Source organism: Sulfitobacter sp. 1A13368, from assembly GCF_043557275.1.
Taxonomy (GTDB): Bacteria; Pseudomonadota; Alphaproteobacteria; order Rhodobacterales; family Rhodobacteraceae; genus Sulfitobacter; species Sulfitobacter faviae.
Map to the genome: position 1 here is coordinate 209,347 of NZ_JBIFFR010000005.1, position 15,248 is coordinate 224,594.

The window sequence follows — 15,248 nt, forward strand, 5'->3', positions numbered from 1 at the left end:
GCGGGTTTGCAAGGCAGGCAAGCCCACGCCCCTCCCTCTTCATCCTTTTTCAAATACCCTCGGGGGTCCGGGGGCAGGGCCCCCGGCGGCTTGCCAAAAGCGCTCAGCCCCCGGAGATCATCTCGGAGTGGCGTACGATCACCTCCGCCTGTTTGATGCTGGCGATATCCACCAACCGCCCCTTATAGACGGTGGCCCCTTCGCCCTTGGCCTTGGCCTCTTCCATCGCCGCGAGGATCTCGCGCGCCTCGGCCACAGCCTCTTCCGACGGCGTGAACACCTCGTTGCTCAGCGCCACCTGCTTGGGGTGGATCGCCCATTTGCCGACCATGCCCAGCGTGGCCGAGCGGCGCGCCTGTGCGCGGAAACCCTCGTCGTCCGAGAAATCGCCGAAAGGCCCGTCGACGGGGAGCACGCCATGGGTACGGCAGGCGGCGACGATGGCGGCCTGCGCCCAGTGCCACGGGTCCGACCAATGCTTCTGCTCGCCACGCTGCATATAGTAGTTCTCTTGCGTGCCGCCGATGCCGGTGGTCTGCATGCCCATGGAGGCGGCGAAATCGGCGGCCCCCAGCGACATGGCCTGCAAGCGGGGGGAGGAGGCGGCGATCTCTTCCACATGGGCGATACCGGCAGCGGATTCGATGATGACCTCAAAGCTGATTTTCTTCTCGCGGCCCTTGGCGGTTTCGATCGCCGTCACCAGCGCATCGACGGCATAGACATCCGCCGCGCAGCCCACCTTGGGGATCATAATCTGATCAAGCCGCGGCCCGGCCTGCTCCAGCAGTTCCACCACGTCACGATACCAATAGGGTGTGTCGAGCCCGTTGATCCGCACCGAAAGCGTTTTGTTGCCCCAGTCGATCTCGGAAATCGCCTTGATGATATTGGCGCGCGCGCTGTCCTTGTCCGAAGGTGCCACGCTGTCTTCGAGGTCGAGGTTGAGCACATCGGCATCCGACGCTGCCATCTTTTCAAAGATCGCCGGGCGGGAGCCGGGGCCGAACAATTGGCAGCGGTTCGGGCGGGCAGGGGCGGCAGGCTGAATGCGGAAGCTCATGGGGCACCTATGGGTAATATTGTTTCATCGTGTGTCTTCATTCTGGTATGAAATTGCGTCGCCAATCGCAAGGAGGTTTTCGCAGCCGCAGCATTTCGAAAGGCCCACCCTTCGACGAAAGCCGCGCACGAATTTTGCGCAGCCAACGGTAATTCGCGGGAAATGCCGCGCATTTGCATGCAGATGCGTCGACAACGCCACGCACTTGCGTATTCTCGCGCGCAATATGCGGACAAATTCAATGCCGGAGGCTTGCCATGATCAAAACCCCCTATCTGCTCTTTCTGGGCGACGCGCCTGACTCTCTGTCCGCCAAGGTCGCCCAAGGCATCAAGGATTGGCGGCCCGACAATGCGGTCGGCCAGTTCCGAATGGCGGGCTGCAAGGCCGATCTCGGTCTGCAAGACATGACGCTGGCCGAAGCGCGTGAGGCGGGGGCCGAGACATTAGTCATCGGGGTTGCCAACCGTGGCGGCAAGATCAGCGCGGCATGGAAAGAGGTGCTGATCGAGGCGCTGAACATGGGCTTCGACATCGCCTCGGGCCTGCACAACCTGCTACGCAACGAAGCCGATCTGGTGGCGGCTGCCGAGGCCAACGGCACCACATTGCATGACGTGCGCGTGCCCAGCGTCGAATACCCCATCGCCGACGGCAAGAAGCGCAGCGGCAAGCGGGTTCTGGCCGTGGGCACCGATTGTTCGGTCGGGAAAATGTACACCGCCCTCGCGCTGGACGAGGCGATGCGCGAAAAGGGCATGAAAAGCACCTTCCGCGCCACCGGCCAGACCGGCATCCTGATCACCGGCGAAGGTGTGCCGCTGGATGCCGTGATCGCCGATTTCATGGCTGGGTCGGTGGAATATCTCACCCCCGCCAATGACGATGACCATTGGGACATCATCGAAGGGCAGGGCAGCCTGTTCCACGTCTCTTATTCCGGGGTGACCATGGCGCTGATCCACGGCGGCCAGCCCGATGCGCTGATCCTGTGCCATGAGCCGACCCGGACCCATATGCGCGGCCTGCCGGAATACAGCCTGCCCAGCCTCGAAGCGGTGCGCGACATGGCGCTGACGCTGGCGCAGGTGCCGAACCCCGATTGCAAGGTCGTCGGTATCTCGGTCAACACCTACCATATGTCCGAGGCCGAGGCGGATGCCTATCTGGCTGAGGTTGAAGAGCGTCTTGGCCTGCCTGCGGTCGATCCCTTCCGCCAAGGGGCGGCGCGACTGGCCGATGCGCTGGCGGCGCTGTGACCATGCAGATCGACGTTACCGCAGATACGTTCAAACTGGCGCAGGTCTTTACCATCAGCCGCGGCTCGCGGACCGAGGCCAAGGTGCTGACCGTCCGCGTGACCGAAAGCGGCGTGACCGGCTGGGGCGAATGCGTGCCCTACGCGCGCTATGACGAGACCCTCGAATCGGTCACGGCTGAGATCAACGGCCTGCCGGGTGATATCACCCGCCAAGCGCTCTATGATCTGCTGCCTGCCGGGGCCGCACGCAACGCGGTCGACTGCGCGCTGTGGGATCTGGAGGCCAAACGCGCAGGCAAGCGGGTGTGGGAACTGGCCGGGCTGACCGCGCCGGGGCCAGAGATCACGGCCTATACCCTTTCGCTGGACGAACCCGAGGCAATGCGCGCGCAGGCGGCGAAACACAGCTATCGGCCACTGCTGAAGATCAAGCTCGGCACGCCCGATGACATGCCGCGGCTCGAAGCGGTGCGCGCCGGGGCGCCCGATGCCACGATCATCATCGACGCCAATGAAGGCTGGTCGGCTGAGGTCTATGCCGACCTCGCCCCGCATCTGCTCCGTCTTGGGGTGGCGCTGGTCGAACAGCCTCTGCCCGCGGGCGAAGACGACGCGCTTTTGGGCATGGACCGCCCCGTGCCCGTCTGCGCGGATGAAAGCTGCCACGACCGCGCAAGCCTGCCGGGCCTCAAGGGCAAATACGACGTGGTGAACATCAAACTCGACAAGACCGGCGGGCTGACCGAGGCGCTGGCGCTGCGCGATGCGGCGCGGGCCGAGGGGTTCGAGGTCATGGTGGGCTGCATGGTCGGATCGTCGCTGGCCATGGCGCCCGCGACGCTGGTCGCCCAAGGCGCGAAGGTGGTGGACCTTGACGGCCCGCTGCTTCTGGCCGAAGACCGCGACAATGCTTTGAAATTCGACGGCGCGGGCGTGCATCCCCCCGCCGCAGCGCTCTGGGGGTGACCATGCGAACTGTCTATGTAAACGGCGAATATCTGCCCGAGGATGAGGCGAAGGTCTCGATCTTTGACCGGGGTTTCCTGATGGCCGATGGGGTCTATGAGGTGACCAGCGTGCTGGATGGCAAGCTCATCGCCTTTGACGGCCATGCCGAGCGTCTGACCCGCTCGATGAACGAGCTTGACATGCGCGCGCCCGCGACGACCGAAGAACTGCTGGAAATTCACCGCGAGTTGGTGCGTCTCAACGATATCAAAGACGGGTTGATCTATCTTCAGGTCACGCGCGGGTCGGATGGCGACCGCGATTTCGCCTTCCCCGACCCCGAGACCACCGCGCCCTCGCTGGTGCTGTTCACCCAATCCAAGCCGGGGTTGGCTGACAACCCCGCCGCCCGTGACGGCATCCGCGTGATCAGCATCGAAGACATCCGCTGGGGCCGCCGCGATATCAAAACGGTGCAGCTGCTCTACCCGTCGATGGGCAAGATGATGGCCAAGAAAGCCGGTGTCGAAGACGCGTGGATGGTCGAAGACGGTTTCGTGACCGAAGGCACGTCGAACAACGCTTATATCGTCAAGGACGGTAAGATCGTGACGCGCGAGACCTCGAACAACATCCTGCATGGCATCACCCGCAAGGCGGTGCTGGAACTGGCCCGCGAGGCACAGATGCAGGTGGAAGAGCGGAACTTCACCATCGAAGAGGCGCAGCAGGCGGATGAGGCTTTCGTCACCTCGGCCAGCGCTTTCGTGACGCCGGTGGTTGAGATCGACGGCGCCAAGATCGGCAGCGGCACGCCGGGCAAGCTTGCGCCCCGTTTGCGTGAAATCTATCTCGAAGAGATGCGCAAAACCGCGATCTGAGCTTTAGAACCGCGATAAAACCAGCCCCGCCGCCACCAGCGCGGCGGCGGCGATGCGGGTGGGGGTGATGGCCTGCACCGACAGCCCCAAGAGCCCCGTGGCATCGATCACCAGCGCCGCGCTCAACTGCCCGAGGATCAGCGCCGAGATCACCGTCAGCGCCCCCAGCGTCGGGATCGCCCAAAGCACCGACCAGACGTAGAAGGCCCCCAGCACCCCGCCCAGCAGCAAGACGGGTGAGGCCGAGGTCGCGCGGGGCAGGGCGCTCAACTCGCCCCGCAGCAGCAAGACCCCCAACAGGATCGCAAAGCCGATGCCAAAGGACACCGCCGCCGCAGCGACCCCGCTGCCAATGTTGCGCCCGAGGGCGGCATTGATCGGGGTTTGCAGGGCCACGGCGGCCCCGGCGATGGCGACGGTGATAAGGGCAAGGATGGGGGTGTTCATGGCGGCTCCGCTCTGCTTGGCCCCAGCATGAGAGATGTCGCGCCGGGCGCAAGGGCTTTCGCAGCGAGCGCCCGCGCGGCTAGACTGGCGCAAAGAGGAGGCCGCGATGCGCAAAGAGATTGACCGGGCAGAGATGGAGGCCGCCGTGGGCCGTGAATTGGGCGTCTCGCCGTGGTTCATGATGGATCAGGCGCGGATCGACGCTTTTGCCGATGTGACCGAGGACCATCAGTTCATCCATGTCGACCCGCTCCGCGCGGCCAAGACGGATTTTGGCGGCACCGTGGCGCATGGGATGCTCACCCTGTCGATGATGTCGGGCATGGCTTACGGCGCGCTGCCGGTGGTGGCGGGAACGAAGGCATCGATCAACTACGGGTTCGACAGCGTGCGCTTCGTGGCACCTGTGCATTCCGGCAAGCGGATTCGGGGGCGGTTCACGCTGGCCGAGGCGCAAAGGCGCGGGCGGGGTGACCTGATGACCCGCTTTGCCGCAACGGTAGAGATTGAAGGCGCCGCGCGTCCTGCGCTCAAGGCGGATTGGCTTGTGCTCTATCAGTTCTAGGCGAAGCCTTTGAGCGCGCTTGGCCGAGGCAAAGGCGGGCGCACAGGGATGCACGCCCGCTTTGTGGGTTCACATACGCGGGTTGCTTAACCCTTCCCGACATTCTCTTCAAAAGCCGTTTTAAACGCCTCTTTCTGGCTGTCGTTCGCATCGGTCTGATAGTTGGCTTTCCATTCGTCCATCGTCATCCCGTAGAACAACTCGCGCGCCTCGTCCTTGCCCATCTCGATCCCGCGTTCGTTGGCGGCCTCTTGATACCAGCGCGACAGGCAGTTGCGGCAAAAACCGGCGAGGTTCATCATGTCGATGTTCTGCACATCCGTCCGATCTTCCATCAGGTGTTTCTGCAACCGGCGAAAGGCGGCGGCTTGCAGTGCGATCTCTTGTTGGCTGGGCATGACAGCTTCCTTCTCATATCACTGGACGGGACCGCGATGGACCGTCATTCTGATGAAACCTTTGACAGGCACTCATGGGGGCGCTAGGCCACCGGATAGGCAATGTTATCGTTAACATTTGCCGTGGGGACATAGGACACGAAGGAACAGATATGAGACGTTTGCGCAATGTAAAGATCGTGGCCACACTCGGGCCAGCCTCCGAAACCCGAGAGGTGATCGCGGCATTGCACAACGCCGGAGCGGATGTTTTCCGCCTGAACATGAGCCACGGCAGCCATGAAGAGATTCGTGAAAAGCACCGGATCATCCGCGATATCGAGAAAGAGACCGGCGGCGCGATCGGCATTCTGGCCGACCTTCAGGGGCCGAAACTGCGCGTTGGCGTGTTCGAGGGCGATGGGCCAACCTTGGAAGAGGGGGCATCCTTCCGGCTCGACCTTGACGAGACGCCGGGCGATGCGACCCGCGTCTGCCTGCCCCATCCTGAGATTTTCGCAGCCCTTGAGCCGGGCGCGAGCCTGTTGGTCAATGATGGCAAGATCCGCCTCAAGGTGCGCGACTGCGGCCCGGATTTTGCCGATTGCGAAGTGGTGACGGGCGGTGTCATCTCAAACCGCAAGGGCGTGAACGTGCCCGACGTGCTGCTGCCGCTGGCCGCGCTTTCCGAGAAAGACCGCGCCGATCTGGAGTTCGTCTGTGAATTGGGGGTCGACTGGCTCGCCCTCAGCTTTGTCCAGCGGCCCGAGGATGTGACCGAGGCGCGCGATCTGGTCAGAGGCCGGGCGGCGGTGCTCTCAAAGATCGAGAAGCCCGCGGCGGTGGAGCGGTTCGAAGCGATCTTGGATGTCAGCGACGGCATCATGGTGGCGCGGGGCGATCTGGGCGTGGAGCTGCCGGTGCAGAATGTGCCGCCGATCCAGAAACGTCTGGTGCGCAAATGCCGCGCGGCGGCCAAGCCGGTGATCGTGGCGACACAGATGCTCGAATCGATGATCGAAAGCCCGATGCCGACCCGCGCCGAAGTGTCGGATGTGGCCACCGCGATCTATGAGGGTGCCGACGCCGTGATGCTAAGCGCCGAATCAGCCGCCGGGGATTACCCGCTGCAGGCCGTGGCGACGATGGATAACGTGGCCCAAGAGGTCGAGGCAGATTCGACCTATACGCAGATCATCGAATCCTCGCGCACGGCGGATCGCACCACCGTGGCTGATGGCATCGTCGCCGCCGCGCGTGAGATTGCCGAGACGACGGACATCAAGGCGATCTGCTGCTTTACCCAATCGGGCACCACCGCCCTGCTGACCGCCCGTGAACGACCCCGCGTGCCGATCATCGCCCTGTCGCCGCTGGTCAACACCGCGCGCCGTCTGGCGCTGAGCTGGGGCACGAATTGCATCATCACCGATGGGCATGACCGGTTTAAACTGGCGGTGCTGAGCGCCGCGCGGGCCGCCTTGTCAGAGGGGTATGCGGGGCCGGAGGATCATATCGTCGTCACCGCCGGTGTGCCCTTCAACGTGCCGGGCAGCACCAATATTCTGCGCGTCGCCCCCTGTGACGAACGTTTGATTTACGCCTCCGATCCAGAGTAGCCTTTCCCCAGATAGGGGGATGTTGCGTGGACTCTGACTTGGCAATGGTGGTGGGCATCGTTCTGGCGGTGCTGTCGATCCCCTCGATCCTGTCCGCGGTGACCGACCGTCGGTCGCCGCGCGCCTCGGCCATCACGATATTGATCGCGGGCGGGCTGATCGTCTTTGCGCTGCGCGAAAATCCGGGGCGCTATTCCTTTGAGAACCTGCCGGAGGTCTTCGTCTCGGTCGCGGCGGACTTCTTGCCCTGAGGGGCCGTGCGAAACCTCTTGCATCCCCGACCGAGCGCGCCTATACGGCGCATCTTAGCCTGCACGACCGGCCTCAAGTGGCATGCCGAGTCGTGTTTATACCGAACTCAAAAGACGGAGACGGAAATGCCCAAGATGAAGACGAAATCGAGCGCCAAGAAGCGCTTCAAGGTCTCGGCGACCGGCAAGGTCATCGCCAGCCAAGCCGGCAAACAGCACGGCATGATCAAGCGGACCAACAAGTTCATCCGTAACGCACGCGGCACGACAACCCTGTCGGAAGCCGATGCAAAGATCGTCAAGGGCTTCATGCCCTACGCCCGCTGATTAAGGAGAGCCGAGATGTCCCGAGTTAAAGGTGGTACAGTCACCCACGCGCGTCACAAGAAGATCATCAAAGCCGCAAAAGGCTACTATGGTCGGCGCAAGAACGTCTTCAAGGTCGCCACGCAGGCGGTCGACAAGGCCAACCAATATGCAACGCGTGACCGCAAGAATCGCAAGCGCAACTTCCGCGCGCTGTGGATCCAGCGGATCAATGCCGCCGTGCGCAGCCACGACGAGGCGCTGACATACAGCCGCTTCATCAACGGTCTGACACTGGCCGGCATCGAAGTGGACCGCAAGGTTCTGGCCGATCTGGCCGTGCACGAGCCCGAAGCCTTCGGTGCGATCGTCAAGCAAGCGCAGGACGCGCTGGCGGCCTAAGCCGAGATTGCTTTGAATTTGCGAAAGCCCTGCCGGATGGCGGGGCTTTTTGCGTTTGGGGTAACCGCGTTTCGGGTGGGGTGTGTGGGGCCTGCCATAATCTTGCCCCGATAATCCCTTGCCATGGTCATGCCCTTTCCCCAGCCATTGGACAATGTGCCCGGGCGACGGGTCACTGTGCAGTTTATCTGCACGGTGTCGCAGCAATTATCGCTGTCCGTCGGCAGGTTATTTATAAAAGGTGGGGACGTTTATGCCCGGGATTGTAATCAATAGGTTGGACGAAGACCCGCATGAGACGGTCTATGGCATTCGCGACGATACCAGTTCGCGCGGCGTCGATCTTGAGGGCGCGCGGATCACGCTGACCTATGCCGATGGCTCGGTCGAAACGCTGACGTGGCACGCAACAGATCCCTATACGAATGGCGCGGCGGTGGGCGAGGATACGCAGATGTCCTTCGGCTATGACTGGCACCATCTTGAGACGACCAAGCCGCTCGCCACGATGGAGATTGACCTCCAGCCCGCCAGTTCCGTTTTCGACACCACCACCACGGCGGATGACGACCCCAATGGTGGCTCGACCCCTACTTCGCTTGAGGGTTTTCCTTTTCGCGTGGAGTCCGGTTCGCGGGATTTGGCAGGTGATCTTGAGGTGACCTATTCCGGCATCGTCAATCTGGCGGGCAGCCCGGCTGCGGGGGATCTTTTCACCACCATGACCGTCGATTTCTCAGACCTGCCCGAGGGCGGGTTGCTGGGCAATTTGGCGTGGAAATCCGACATCGACACGATGCGCGAAGAGGGCGATCTGGTCTCGACCGGTGTGGCCTGTTTCGCGCGCGGCACGCTGATCACCACCGAAGCGGGCGATCTCCCGGTCGAGGCTTTGGCCCCCGGCGTGCGTGTGCTGACCCAAGGCCACGGCTATCAGGAACTCGTCGCGGCGCTGCGCCGTAGGGTCGGGGCGGGGGAGTTGGCGAAGAACCCCAAGCTCTACCCCATTCGGATCAGTGCCGGGGCCTTGGGCGCAGGGCTGCCGAAGCGTGATCTCATGGTCTCAAGACAGCATCGCATGGTCGCGCGTTCGGGCATCGTCAAGCGGATCTGCGGCGCGATGGCCGTGCTCGTCGCCGCGATCCGGTTGACCGAACTGCCGGGGGTGCATGTGGATGAGGGCGCCTCACAAGTGGAGTATTTCCACTTGGTCTTTGAAAAGCACCAGATCGTTTATGCCGAAGGCGCGCCGAGCGAGAGTTTCTTGCTGAATGCCGACACCGTGAAAACCCTCGGTCAGGCGCAGCGCGAGGAGTTCGCGACGCTCTTCCCCGCTTTGGTTGAGGGCAACGGCTTCGGCACCCCCGCGCATCAGATCCCAGCGGGGCCCGTGCAAAAGCGGTTGATCGCGAAGCATAAGAAAAATGGCCGCGCTCTGCTATCGGTTTAGGGTGTCGGGGTCATAGGGATTGTGGCTGGCGGCGGATAGATTGATCCCATCCTGTGCCGCGCGATGTGCAATCGCCTCTTCGCTGCGGTTCAGTTGCACCGCGATCACGCTGGTCGCCGTGCCCTCTGCCGCAAGGATGCGAAGCTGTTCGAGGTCTTCGGCGCTCCATGGGGCGCCGGTGCTGCGGTCATAATCTGCCATGTCTAAGGCTCCTTTCACGGGCAAAACACGGCGCGGCCTGTGGCGGTTCCTCCCATGGGGGCGAGGGGGCGCGGACTTGCGCCCCCCACCTGCCGTCACTTCAAGAGCGCCAGCATCTCTTTCGCGGCTTCCTCGGAAGAGGCGGGGTTCTGGCCGGTGACCAGCTTGCCGTCGACCAGCACATAGGACGCCCAATCGTCGCCCTTGCTGTAGTCGCCGCCGTTTTCCTTCAGCATGTCTTCGACCAAGAAGGGCACCACGTCGGTCAGGCCAACGCCTTCTTCCTCGGTGTTGGTAAAGCCGGTCACGCGCTTGCCCGAGACCAGCGGCTTGCCGTCGGCTTGGGTATCTTTGAACACGGCAGGCGCGTGGCAGACGGCCCCCACGGGGCGGTCGGAGGCCCAGAAGGTTTCGATCAGGCGCTTGCTGTCGGCGTCATTCGCGAGATCCCACAGTGGGCCGTGGCCGCCGGGGTAGAAGATCGCATCGAAACCGTCCGCATCCACATCGCCCAGCACTTTGGTCGAGGCCAGCGCCTGCTGCGCGGCATCGTCGTCCTTGAACCGGCGGGTGGCATCGGTCTGCGCGTCTTCGCTGTCGCTGTTGGGGTCGAGCGGCGGCTGCCCGCCTTTGGGCGAGGCGAGGGTCACATCCGCGCCCGCGTCTTTGAAAACGTAGTAGGGCGCGGCGAATTCTTCGAGCCAGAAGCCGGTCTTGTTGCCGGTGTCGCCCAATTCATCATGCGATGTCAGAACCATCAGAATTTTCATAGGTCTCTCCTTTCGGGGGAGGTTGGGCGCGCCGCTGAAGCAGGGCGCGCCGAGGGGATGCGGCCTAACGCTTTGCAGAGGTGGTGGTTACCCCATGGCGCCACAACCCCTACGGCTTGCATTCGAGAGGCGAGAGGGCTAGCAGGACGGGGTATTATTCCAAGGGCCTGTCATGGACGATCTGAAGCAAAAGTACCTGAGCCAAATCGCCGATGCTGGCGACGAATCCGCGCTGGAAGACATCCGGCTGGCCGCCGTGGGCAAAAAGGGCGAAGTCGCGCTGAAAATGCGCGAGCTGGGCAAGATGACCCCCGAGGAGCGTCAGGTCGCGGGCCCCGCGTTGAACGCGCTGAAGGATGAGATCAACTCGGCGCTCTCCGCCAAGAAGGCGGCCCTTGCCGATGCCGCGCTGGACGAGCGTCTGCGCAGCGAATGGCTCGACGTCACGCTGCCCACGCGGCACCAGCGTCAGGGCAGTATCCACCCGGTGAGCCAAGTCACCGAAGAGCTGACCGCGATCTTCGCCGAGATGGGTTTTGCCGTCGCCGAAGGCCCGCGCATCGACACCGATTGGTACAACTTCGACGCGCTGAACATCCCCGGCCACCACCCCGCGCGGGCCGAGATGGACACGTTTTACATGGCCCGCGCCGAGGGTGACGAGCGCGCGCCCCATGTGCTGCGTACCCATACCTCGCCCGTGCAGATCCGCACGATGGAGGCCGAAGGCGCGCCGCTGCGCATCATCTGCCCCGGCGGCGTCTACCGCGCCGATTACGACCAGACCCACACGCCGATGTTCCATCAGGTCGAAGGTCTCGCGATCGACAAGGATATCTCGATGGCGAACCTCAAGTGGACGCTTGAGGAATTCTTCGCCGCGTTCTTCGAGATCGACGGCATCAAGACCCGCTTCCGCGCCTCGCACTTTCCGTTCACCGAGCCTTCGGCCGAGGTCGACATCCAATGTTCCTGGGTCGACGGACAGCTGCGCATCGGCGAGGGTGACGGTTGGTTGGAAGTGTTGGGCTCCGGCATGGTGCACCCCAAGGTGCTGCAGGCGGGCGGGATCGATCCGAACGAGTGGCAGGGCTTTGCCTTTGGCATGGGGATCGACCGGATCGCGATGCTGAAATACGGTATTCCGGATCTGCGGGCGTTCTTTGATTCAGACCTGCGCTGGCTGCGGCACTACGGGTTCGCGAGCTTGGATCAGCCGAATTTGCATGGTGGGTTGTCGCGTTAAACTGCGCATGGAGCCTGCGACGACCGCCGTAAAAACATCAAAATGCACCGCGTGAGGCATGTCTGATATGAAACTCTTTCGACACGAGAACCGCGAGAACAACGCCCGATCTCGCGCGCTTTATGCGAAGTTCGAGATTGCCTACACGCTTATCGATTTCTGCGCGGCTGTCTGTTTCGTTGTCGGCTCCGTGCTGTTTTTCTTCGAAAGCACGCAGACCAGCGCGACATGGCTCTTTTTGATCGGGTCGATCTTCTTTGCGGCCAAGCCTTGTCTGCGGGTGGTCCGCGAAATCAAACTTTATCGGATGGGCGACATGGCCGATCTGGCCAAACGTTACGAGAATTAGGGAACGATCATGAAATTCACCCTCTCCTGGCTTAAGGACCATCTCGACACCACGGCGTCGATTGATGAGATCACCTATGCCCTGACCGACCTCGGCCTCGAAGTCGAAGGCGTCGAAAACCCGGCGGCGAAGCTGGCCGACTTTACCCTCGGCTATGTGCAATCCGCCGAGAAACACCCCGATGCCGACCGGCTGAACGTCTGTCAGGTCGAAACTGACGAAGGCGTCATGCAGATCATCTGCGGCGCGCCGAACGCGCGGGCGGGGATTACCGTCGTTGTGGCCAAGCCGGGCGTTTATGTGCCGGGGATCGACACGACCATCGGCGTGGGCAAAATTCGCGGTGTCGAGAGCTTCGGCATGATGGCCTCCGAACGCGAGATGGAGTTGAGCGAAGAGCACGACGGCATTATTGAGCTGCCCTCGGGCAAGCCCGGCGACCGGTTCATCGACTGGCTGGCCGAGAATGATCCCGCGAAGGTCGACCCGGTGATCGAGATCGCGATTACGCCTAACCGCCCCGATGCGCTCGGCGTGCGCGGCATTGCGCGCGATCTGGCAGCGCGGGGCTTGGGCAAGCTGAGGCCCCGTGATTGCGATGCGGTCGAAGGCAGCTTTGCCTCGCCCGTCTCCGTCAGCATTGACGAAGATACGCGGGATGGTTGCCCGGTGTTCTACGGTCGCCTGATCAAGGGCGTGAAGAACGGCCCCAGCCCGCAGTGGTTGCAGGATTGCCTGCGCGCCATTGGGCTGCGTCCGATCTCCTTCCTTGTGGATGTGACCAACTTCTTCACATTCGACCGCAACCGCCCGCTGCACGTCTTTGACGCCGACAAGGTCAAAGGCAACCTGCGCGTTCACCGCGCCAAGGGCGGCGAAGAGATCGTGGCGCTGGATGAAAAGACCTACACCCTGCAAGCGGGGCAGATGGTCATCTCTGACGATAGCGGCGTGGAAAGCATCGCGGGCATCATGGGCGGTGAGGCAACAGGTGTGACCGAAGACACGGTCAACGTCTTTGTCGAAAGCGCCTATTGGGACCCGGTGCAGATCGCCTACACAGGCCGGGCGCTGAAGATCAATTCGGACGCGCGCTACCGTTTCGAGCGCGGCGTCGACCCGGCCTTCACCCCCGAGGGGCTTGAGCATGCTACGCGGATGATCCTTGATCACGCGGGCGGCGAGGCCTCCGAGGTTGTGGTCGCGGGGCAGGTGCCGGACACGTCGCGCGCCTACAAGCTCGATACCGCGCGGGTGCAGTCGCTCGTCGGCATGACGATCCCTGAGAGTGACCAGCGTGAGACGCTGACCGCGCTCGGCTTCCAGCTCGACGGCGACATGGCACAGGTGCCAAGCTGGCGCCCGGACGTGCAGGGCGAGGCCGATCTGGTGGAAGAGGTTGCACGGATTGCATCGCTCACCAAGCTCGAAGGCAAGCCGCTGCCCCGTCTGACGACGGGCGTGCCGCGCCCGGTGCTCTCTCCCATGCAGCGCCGCGTGGTGACGGCACGGCGCACGGCGGCGGCGCTCGGCTACAACGAATGCGTGAGCTACAGCTTCATCGACCAAGCCTCGGCGGCGCTCTTTGGGGGCGGCACCGATGCGACGCGGCTGGAGAACCCGATTTCATCGGACATGAGCCACATGCGGCCCGACCTGCTGCCGGGCCTCTTGCAGGCCGCGGCGCGCAATCAGGCGCGCGGCTTTGCCGACATGGCGCTGTTCGAGGTTGGCCCCGCCTTCTCCGGCGGGGAGCCGGGTGAAGAGCAGGTCATGGTTTCCGGCCTTCTGGTTGGCCGCACCGGCCCACGCGACGTGCATGGCGCCGCGCGTGCGGTGGATGTCTATGACGTGAAGGCCGATGCCGAGGCGGTGCTGGCCGCCATCGGCGCGCCCGCCAAGGTGCAGATCATGCGCGGGGCTGATGAATGGTGGCACCCGGGCCGTCACGGCAAGATCTGCCTCGGCCCCAAGAAGGTGCTCGGCGTCTTCGGCGAGGTGCATCCGCGCGTTCTGGCGGCGATGGACGTGAAAGGCCCTGCGATGGCCTTCACCCTCTACCCCGCCGAGGTGCCGCTGCCGCGCAAATCCGGCGCCACACGCCCGGCGTTGCAGATCAGCGATTTGCAGGCGGTCGAGCGTGATTTCGCCTTTGTCGTCGACGCCGATGTCGAGGCGCTGGCGCTGGTCAATGCCGCCAAGGGTGCCGACAAAAATCTAATCGAAGACGTGCGCGTTTTCGACGAGTTCATCGGCGGCAGCCTCGGCGAAGGTAAGAAATCCCTCGCCATCACCGTGCGCCTGCAGCCCAGCGACAAAACGCTGAAGGATGCAGACATTGAAGCCGTGGGTGCTAAGGTGGTCGAAAAGGTGACCAAGGCCACCGGCGGCGTGCTGCGCGGCTGAACCAAGGAAGGACGGAAGCGATGAAAGTCTACCTCTCCGGTGAGATCCACACCGATTGGCGCGAACAGATCACCGAAGGGGCCAAGGGTCTCGACGTGACCTTTACCGCACCCGTCACCGACCACGCCGCCAGCGACGATTGCGGCGTGGCGATCCTCGGCGCGGAGGACGACAAGTTCTGGCATGACCGTAAGGGCGCACAGATCAACGCGATCCGCACCCGCAAGGCGATTGCCGAGGCGGATGTCGTCGTGGTGCGTTTCGGTGACCAGTACAAGCAGTGGAACGCGGCCTTCGATGCGGGCTATGCCGCAGCACTTGGCAAATCGCTGATCATCCTGCACGGCCCCGACCACGCCCATGCGCTGAAAGAGGTCGACGCAGCGGCGCTCGCCGTGGCCTCCGAGCCTGCGCAGGTGGTGGAGATTCTGCGCTATGTCTTGACCGGTACGCTGCCGGGGTGACGCGGCAGCGGGGCTAGCCGCGTTAAAATTTAACATCTATCAAGGGTTTAAGCGCGAATCGATTCGGCAGCGTGCTGGACGCCGCTGCTTTGCGGACTAAACCTTCACTAGCTGGAGGTTCATCAGCCGTGATCTGCCCCCCGAAAGGCAGGCCATATCCGACCCCCGCTGTCGTGCCATAATCGCGCGGCGGGTTAACTTTGGAAGGAGAAGGTCCATTTTAGCCGACACGCCCGCAGAGC

Annotated in this window: 18 protein-coding genes; 13 read left to right on the forward strand and 5 right to left on the reverse strand. The window is 63.2% G+C overall.

Annotated elements, in window-relative coordinates:
• Window positions 1–103: 103 nt before the first annotated feature.
• Window positions 104–1,063, reverse strand: coding sequence for an L-malyl-CoA/beta-methylmalyl-CoA lyase (locus ACGYK4_RS12175; RefSeq protein WP_394456739.1), 960 nt, complete (start codon window positions 1,061–1,063; stop codon window positions 104–106).
• Window positions 1,064–1,320: 257 nt separating this feature from the next.
• Here ACGYK4_RS12175 and dgcN point away from each other — a divergent pair, with 257 nt between their 5' ends.
• Genes dgcN through ACGYK4_RS12190 form a run of 3 tightly spaced genes read left to right on the forward strand, consistent with a single transcriptional unit; the run spans window position 1,321 to window position 4,153 of the window.
• Window positions 1,321–2,322 (forward strand): N-acetyltransferase DgcN, encoded by a 1,002-nt coding sequence (dgcN, locus tag ACGYK4_RS12180; protein ID WP_394440101.1) that lies wholly within the window; start codon window positions 1,321–1,323, stop codon window positions 2,320–2,322.
• Between the two features lie 2 nt (window positions 2,323–2,324).
• A complete protein-coding gene (gene dgcA, locus ACGYK4_RS12185) occupies window positions 2,325–3,290 on the forward strand; it encodes an N-acetyl-D-Glu racemase DgcA (protein ID WP_394456742.1) in 966 nt (321 codons plus the stop codon).
• Window positions 3,291–3,292: 2 nt separating this feature from the next.
• Window positions 3,293–4,153: a D-amino-acid transaminase gene (locus ACGYK4_RS12190; RefSeq protein WP_394456744.1), complete on the forward strand. Its 861-nt coding sequence runs from the start codon at window positions 3,293–3,295 to the stop codon at window positions 4,151–4,153.
• A 3-nt stretch (window positions 4,154–4,156) separates the two neighbouring features.
• Here the strand turns inward: ACGYK4_RS12190 and ACGYK4_RS12195 are convergent, their stop codons facing one another.
• A complete protein-coding gene (locus ACGYK4_RS12195) occupies window positions 4,157–4,600 on the reverse strand; it encodes a DMT family transporter (RefSeq protein ID WP_394456746.1) in 444 nt (147 codons plus the stop codon).
• A 106-nt stretch (window positions 4,601–4,706) separates the two neighbouring features.
• Here ACGYK4_RS12195 and ACGYK4_RS12200 point away from each other — a divergent pair, with 106 nt between their 5' ends.
• On the forward strand, window positions 4,707–5,165 hold the full coding sequence (locus tag ACGYK4_RS12200; protein WP_394456748.1) for a MaoC family dehydratase: 459 nt from the start codon (window positions 4,707–4,709) through the stop codon (window positions 5,163–5,165).
• Between the two features lie 86 nt (window positions 5,166–5,251).
• On the opposite strand, the gene ACGYK4_RS12205 is transcribed toward ACGYK4_RS12200, so the two are convergent.
• The gene (locus tag ACGYK4_RS12205) at window positions 5,252–5,563 is read right to left on the reverse strand and encodes a DUF1244 domain-containing protein (RefSeq protein ID WP_394456750.1); all 312 of its coding nucleotides are present in this window, start codon (window positions 5,561–5,563) and stop codon (window positions 5,252–5,254) included.
• A gap of 152 nt (window positions 5,564–5,715) precedes the next feature.
• On the opposite strand from ACGYK4_RS12205, the gene pyk reads away from it, so the two are divergent.
• The 5 genes from pyk to ACGYK4_RS12230 all read left to right on the forward strand — a co-directional run bounded on the left by pyk (window position 5,716) and on the right by ACGYK4_RS12230 (window position 9,570).
• Window positions 5,716–7,161, forward strand: coding sequence for a pyruvate kinase (gene pyk, locus ACGYK4_RS12210; RefSeq protein ID WP_394456752.1), 1,446 nt, complete (start codon window positions 5,716–5,718; stop codon window positions 7,159–7,161).
• Window positions 7,162–7,187: 26 nt separating this feature from the next.
• Window positions 7,188–7,412 carry a hypothetical protein gene (locus ACGYK4_RS12215; protein ID WP_067264509.1) on the forward strand — a complete coding sequence of 75 codons (225 nt, stop codon included), beginning with the start codon at window positions 7,188–7,190 and terminating at the stop codon, window positions 7,410–7,412.
• Between the two features lie 126 nt (window positions 7,413–7,538).
• Complete coding sequence (rpmI, locus tag ACGYK4_RS12220; protein WP_067264506.1) at window positions 7,539–7,739, forward strand: 50S ribosomal protein L35; 201 nt, start codon at window positions 7,539–7,541, stop codon at window positions 7,737–7,739.
• Between the two features lie 15 nt (window positions 7,740–7,754).
• Window positions 7,755–8,120, forward strand: coding sequence for a 50S ribosomal protein L20 (gene rplT / locus ACGYK4_RS12225; protein WP_067264504.1), 366 nt, complete (start codon window positions 7,755–7,757; stop codon window positions 8,118–8,120).
• A 253-nt stretch (window positions 8,121–8,373) separates the two neighbouring features.
• Window positions 8,374–9,570 carry a Hint domain-containing protein gene (locus ACGYK4_RS12230; protein WP_394456754.1) on the forward strand — a complete coding sequence of 399 codons (1,197 nt, stop codon included), beginning with the start codon at window positions 8,374–8,376 and terminating at the stop codon, window positions 9,568–9,570.
• Here ACGYK4_RS12230 and ACGYK4_RS12235 read toward each other — a convergent pair.
• Both ACGYK4_RS12235 and ACGYK4_RS12240 read right to left on the reverse strand, forming a co-directional pair.
• Complete coding sequence (locus tag ACGYK4_RS12235; protein ID WP_209216576.1) at window positions 9,559–9,771, reverse strand: hypothetical protein; 213 nt, start codon at window positions 9,769–9,771, stop codon at window positions 9,559–9,561. The genes ACGYK4_RS12230 and ACGYK4_RS12235 overlap by 12 nt on opposite strands.
• Before the next feature lie 95 nt (window positions 9,772–9,866).
• Complete coding sequence (locus ACGYK4_RS12240) at window positions 9,867–10,541, reverse strand: type 1 glutamine amidotransferase domain-containing protein (protein ID WP_394456756.1); 675 nt, start codon at window positions 10,539–10,541, stop codon at window positions 9,867–9,869.
• A gap of 172 nt (window positions 10,542–10,713) precedes the next feature.
• Here ACGYK4_RS12240 and pheS point away from each other — a divergent pair, with 172 nt between their 5' ends.
• From pheS to ACGYK4_RS12260, 4 genes are all read left to right on the forward strand, one after another.
• Window positions 10,714–11,787, forward strand: coding sequence for a phenylalanine--tRNA ligase subunit alpha (pheS, locus tag ACGYK4_RS12245; RefSeq protein ID WP_394456758.1), 1,074 nt, complete (start codon window positions 10,714–10,716; stop codon window positions 11,785–11,787).
• A gap of 67 nt (window positions 11,788–11,854) precedes the next feature.
• Complete coding sequence (locus ACGYK4_RS12250; RefSeq protein WP_271693862.1) at window positions 11,855–12,136, forward strand: YrhK family protein; 282 nt, start codon at window positions 11,855–11,857, stop codon at window positions 12,134–12,136.
• A 9-nt stretch (window positions 12,137–12,145) separates the two neighbouring features.
• A complete protein-coding gene (pheT, locus tag ACGYK4_RS12255) occupies window positions 12,146–14,542 on the forward strand; it encodes a phenylalanine--tRNA ligase subunit beta (RefSeq protein WP_394456760.1) in 2,397 nt (798 codons plus the stop codon).
• A gap of 20 nt (window positions 14,543–14,562) precedes the next feature.
• Window positions 14,563–15,006: a YtoQ family protein gene (locus ACGYK4_RS12260; RefSeq protein WP_209216571.1), complete on the forward strand. Its 444-nt coding sequence runs from the start codon at window positions 14,563–14,565 to the stop codon at window positions 15,004–15,006.
• The last annotated feature ends 242 nt before the right edge of the window (window positions 15,007–15,248 follow it).

What these genes read in the sequence shown, in the direction of transcription:
- rplT (WP_067264504.1), top strand. Translation starts at nt 7,755, where the DNA reads ATGTCCCGAGTTAAAGGTGGTACAGTCACCCACGCGCGTCACAAGAAG.
- dgcN (WP_394440101.1), top strand. Translation starts at nt 1,321, where the DNA reads ATGATCAAAACCCCCTATCTGCTCTTTCTGGGCGACGCGCCTGACTCT.
- ACGYK4_RS12230 (WP_394456754.1), top strand. Translation starts at nt 8,374, where the DNA reads ATGCCCGGGATTGTAATCAATAGGTTGGACGAAGACCCGCATGAGACG.
- pyk (WP_394456752.1), top strand. Translation starts at nt 5,716, where the DNA reads ATGAGACGTTTGCGCAATGTAAAGATCGTGGCCACACTCGGGCCAGCC.
- ACGYK4_RS12235 (WP_209216576.1), bottom strand. Translation starts at nt 9,771, where the DNA reads ATGGCAGATTATGACCGCAGCACCGGCGCCCCATGGAGCGCCGAAGAC.
- pheS (WP_394456758.1), top strand. Translation starts at nt 10,714, where the DNA reads ATGGACGATCTGAAGCAAAAGTACCTGAGCCAAATCGCCGATGCTGGC.
- ACGYK4_RS12250 (WP_271693862.1), top strand. Translation starts at nt 11,855, where the DNA reads ATGAAACTCTTTCGACACGAGAACCGCGAGAACAACGCCCGATCTCGC.
- ACGYK4_RS12200 (WP_394456748.1), top strand. Translation starts at nt 4,707, where the DNA reads ATGCGCAAAGAGATTGACCGGGCAGAGATGGAGGCCGCCGTGGGCCGT.
- pheT (WP_394456760.1), top strand. Translation starts at nt 12,146, where the DNA reads ATGAAATTCACCCTCTCCTGGCTTAAGGACCATCTCGACACCACGGCG.
- ACGYK4_RS12260 (WP_209216571.1), top strand. Translation starts at nt 14,563, where the DNA reads ATGAAAGTCTACCTCTCCGGTGAGATCCACACCGATTGGCGCGAACAG.
- ACGYK4_RS12240 (WP_394456756.1), bottom strand. Translation starts at nt 10,541, where the DNA reads ATGAAAATTCTGATGGTTCTGACATCGCATGATGAATTGGGCGACACC.
- ACGYK4_RS12195 (WP_394456746.1), bottom strand. Translation starts at nt 4,600, where the DNA reads ATGAACACCCCCATCCTTGCCCTTATCACCGTCGCCATCGCCGGGGCC.
- ACGYK4_RS12175 (WP_394456739.1), bottom strand. Translation starts at nt 1,063, where the DNA reads ATGAGCTTCCGCATTCAGCCTGCCGCCCCTGCCCGCCCGAACCGCTGC.
- rpmI (WP_067264506.1), top strand. Translation starts at nt 7,539, where the DNA reads ATGCCCAAGATGAAGACGAAATCGAGCGCCAAGAAGCGCTTCAAGGTC.
- dgcA (WP_394456742.1), top strand. Translation starts at nt 2,325, where the DNA reads ATGCAGATCGACGTTACCGCAGATACGTTCAAACTGGCGCAGGTCTTT.
- ACGYK4_RS12205 (WP_394456750.1), bottom strand. Translation starts at nt 5,563, where the DNA reads ATGCCCAGCCAACAAGAGATCGCACTGCAAGCCGCCGCCTTTCGCCGG.
- ACGYK4_RS12190 (WP_394456744.1), top strand. Translation starts at nt 3,293, where the DNA reads ATGCGAACTGTCTATGTAAACGGCGAATATCTGCCCGAGGATGAGGCG.